Annotated in this window: 3 protein-coding genes; all 3 read left to right on the forward strand. The window is 70.7% G+C overall.

From position 1 onward, the window contains the following. Nucleotides 1-363: 363 nt before the first annotated feature. From ACT4N7_RS14240 to ACT4N7_RS14250, 3 genes are read left to right on the forward strand one after another with little or no spacing between them, the layout of a single operon-like run. Complete coding sequence (locus tag ACT4N7_RS14240; protein ID WP_444829181.1) at nt 364-1,188, forward strand: alpha/beta hydrolase; 825 nt, start codon at nt 364-366, stop codon at nt 1,186-1,188. Nucleotides 1,189-1,201: 13 nt separating this feature from the next. After that, nucleotides 1,202-2,455: an esterase/lipase family protein gene (locus ACT4N7_RS14245; protein ID WP_444829182.1), complete on the forward strand. Its 1,254-nt coding sequence runs from the start codon at nt 1,202-1,204 to the stop codon at nt 2,453-2,455. Between the two features lie 19 nt (nt 2,456-2,474). Then, the gene (locus tag ACT4N7_RS14250) at nt 2,475-3,524 is read left to right on the forward strand and encodes an alpha/beta fold hydrolase (RefSeq protein ID WP_444829183.1); all 1,050 of its coding nucleotides are present in this window, start codon (nt 2,475-2,477) and stop codon (nt 3,522-3,524) included. Nucleotides 3,525-3,619 lie beyond the last annotated feature (95 nt).

Below are 3,619 nucleotides of genomic sequence, written 5' to 3' on the forward strand. Positions count from 1 at the left end.
GATCAACCGGCTCAAACGCAACCGTGCCGTCGCCACCAGGTACGACAAACTCGCCGTCCGCTACGAGGCCACGGTCCACATCGCCACGATCAACGAGTGGCTACGACTTTGAGACACGGCCTAGCCCCGAACCTGCTCGACCTTCCCCGATGCCGACCCAGTGGCCACGGGCGGGAACTCGCAAGGCTGGTAGCGATATAGGCCCAGCCGACACATTTCCCATCAAGAGGTAGTGGCCGAACACGTTGACGGCCCGGCCCAAGAAGGGGAAGGTACCGGCTGCCGGCTCACAACGTCCGTGGCCGGCCCAGGTCCGGGAGGTCGCCGCATATGGCCAGCGCGTCGTCAGCGCGGATCGCTCCGGTGTCGGACGTCCGAGTGGCGGGTGGCACCCTGGCGGTGGCGACCTGGGGCAACCCGGACCACGGGCTTCCGGTACTCGCGATCCACGGCATCACCGCGTCCCACCTCGCCTGGGCGGAGGTCGCCGCCCGGCACGACGGGCCGATCGTCGCGCCGGATCTGCGGGGGCGCGGCGGCAGCTCCGAACTGCCCGGGCCGTACGGAATGGTGGCGCACGCCGAGGACTGTGTCGCCGTGTTGGACGCGTTGGGCATCGAGCGCGCGACCGTCGTCGGCCACTCCATGGGCGGGTTCGTCGCGTCCGTGCTGACCCAGCGGCACCCGGACCGGGTGCACAGGCTGGTCCTGGTCGACGGCGGCGCCCCGCTGGCCGCCCCGCCCGGCGACGGCCCCGCCGACCTGGACACCCTGCTCGGGCCCGCCGTGCGCAGGCTGTCGATGCGGTTCGGTACGCGCGCGGAGTATCGCGACTTCTGGCGCAGGCACCCGGCATTCGCCGAGTGGACGCCCGCCATCGAGTCCTATGTGGACTACGACCTGACCGGCGCGGAGCCCGAACTGCGCAGCCGGGTGAGCCACGCCGCGGTCCGCGACGACTTCCTCGACCTGCACGTGGGCGCCGCACCGCGTGACGCCTATGCCGCGCTCGACCCGGAAACCCTGTTCCTGCGCGCCGAACGAGGGCTGTTCGACGAGCCGGTGCCGCTCTACCCCGACCCGGACGCGGTCGCCCTGCGGGTGCGCACGGTGCCCGACAGCAACCACTACACGATCCTGTTCGGCCCGGCGGGCGCCCGCGCCGTCGCCGACGCGCTCGCCCCCTGACGAGGAGATGTCGATGCGTTCCGTTCGCTTCCTTGCCACCCTGTTACTGGCGGCCGGGCTCGTGGCCGTCCCGGTCACCCAGGCCGCGGCCGACCCGGCGTACCTGACCAAGGAGGCCACCTACACCTCGGTGGCCAACGGTTGGGCGAAGGTCGACCGATATCGGGACACCACAACGGGATTCCGCGACGAGCAGTACCCGCCGGACGGGCGCGGCGACCAGGACGGCCAGCGGCGCACGTTCTTCAACAACGTCGGCAAGCCGTCGTCGTCGCGGTTCCTGCTCTACTCCGCGCCGCGCTGGTCGACCGGGACGAAGGCCACGCCGGTGCTGCTTGTGCACGGCGCCAACGACAATCCCGACCGCGCGTGGGCCAACCCCAACGAGTCCGGCGGATTCGGCTGCGGGTCGGCGACGTGTCCGTCGACCGGCCTGATGCAGTACCTCGACACCCGCGGCTACAAGGTGTTCGCGATCGGGTTCGCGCACAAGCAGGGCGACAACCTGCAGCACGCGCAGCAGGTCGGCGACGCCATCGCGGTGATCAAGTCCCGGCTCGGCGTGAGCAAGGTCGACGTGGTCGGCTGGAGCAAGGGCATGATGTCGGCCCGGATGTACGTCTCGTCGGTCAAACCCGCCTGGGGCCGGTCATACGCGGGCGACGTGCGCAAGCTGATGACGCTCGGCGGCCCGAACGGCGGCTACGACTACCCGTTCGCGCACGGCTGGGCGCACGACTTCTCCATCTGGCCCGAGTGCGGCGGCAAGATCAACGCGCCCAGCCCGCACACCCGGATGACCTGCTTCGGGCTCTACACCTACCATCCCGAGCTGTCGATCACCCCGACCGGCGGCTGGGACGCGTTCCCCGGCCAGCGGCAGATGCTCGCCAGGTGGGACGGCACGTTCGGCGTCAATGGGTCCACACAGGACTGGTACACGACTTACTATGGCGGACAAGGCTTCTACACCGACGGCCCGGGCATCCAGGCCGCGATCAACGCCGGTTCGCTGATCTCCACCATCCAGGCGACCAGCACGCCCGCCGCGGTCCAGGTGTACCTGCTCGCGGGCGGCGCGCCGAACATCGTCGGGGTGTGGAACGAGACCCGCGGCCCCAGCGACGGCATCGTCTTCATCGCCAGCGCCCTGAGCACCACCGGAGTCGCCACCGTGGGCGGCACCGCCCTCATCTCCACCATCAACCACTTGCAGCTCGGCTGGTCGACCTCGGCGATGGCCCAGGTCACCACCTGGCTGGCGTAACCAGAGGAACGGGAATCCGATGACGCTGTTCGAGGGAGTGACCTCCCGCCGCGTGCCGACCGACCGGCTGACCGTGAACGTGCTGGAGGTCGCGGGGCGCACCGGCGACCCGGTGGTGTTCGTGCACGGCAACATCTCGTCCAGCCTGTTCTGGCAGGACACGATGCTCGACGTGCCCGCGGGCTACCGGCCGATCGCGATCGATCTGCGCGGGTTCGGCGACACCGACCCGGAGCCGGTCGACGCCACCCGCGGCCTGCGCGACTACGCCGACGACGTGGTGGCCACGCTCGCCGCGCTGGAGGTCGACTCGGCCCACTTCGTCGGCTGGAGCATGGGCGGCGGCGTCGTGACCCAACTCCTGCGCGACCACCCGGCCCTGGTCCGCACGCTGACCTTGGTCAATCCGGTGTCCCCCTACGGCTTCGGCGGCACCCGCGGCGCCGACGGCGAACTGACCGATGTGGACGGTGCGGGCTCGGGCGCGGGCGGCGCCAGCCCCGACTTCGTCCAACGCCTCCGCGACGGCGACACCTCGGCCGATTCGCCGTTCTCGCCCCGCCAGATCATGCTCGCGTACTACGTCAAGCCGCCGTTCGAGCCCGCGCACGCGGACCTGTTCGTCGAATCCATGCTCACCACCCGCATCGGCGACGACCACTACCCCGGCGACCTGGGCACCACGTCGGTCTGGCCTGGCATCAAGCCGGGCACCCGCGGCGTCCTCAACACCATGTCCCCCACCCACTTCCGCATCGACGACCTGCACACGATCGACCCGAAGCCGCCGATCCTGTGGCTGCGCGGCGCCCACGACCAGATCGTGTCGGACACGTCGATGTTCGACCTGGCCTACCTCGGCCAACTGGGCGCGGTCCCCGGCTGGCCGGGCGACGAGACCAGCCCGCCCCAGCCGATGATCACCCAGACCCGGGCGGTCCTGGACCGCTACGCCGAATCCGGCGGCACCTACGACGAGGTCGTCATCGCCGACGCGAGCCACAGCCCGCACCTGGAGACCCCCGCCGAATTCGCCGCGGCCTTCCACGCCATGCTCGCCAAGGGCTGACCGCCGTCCGGGTGCAGGTGGCGTGCAAACCCCCCCACCCCGGCACCGCTGGGGGGAACGTGTTTGGCCCCGGGGAGGTGACCCCCCCCCGGGGC

This window comes from Actinokineospora sp. (assembly GCF_052390155.1).
GTDB lineage: Bacteria > Actinomycetota > Actinomycetes > Mycobacteriales > Pseudonocardiaceae > Actinokineospora.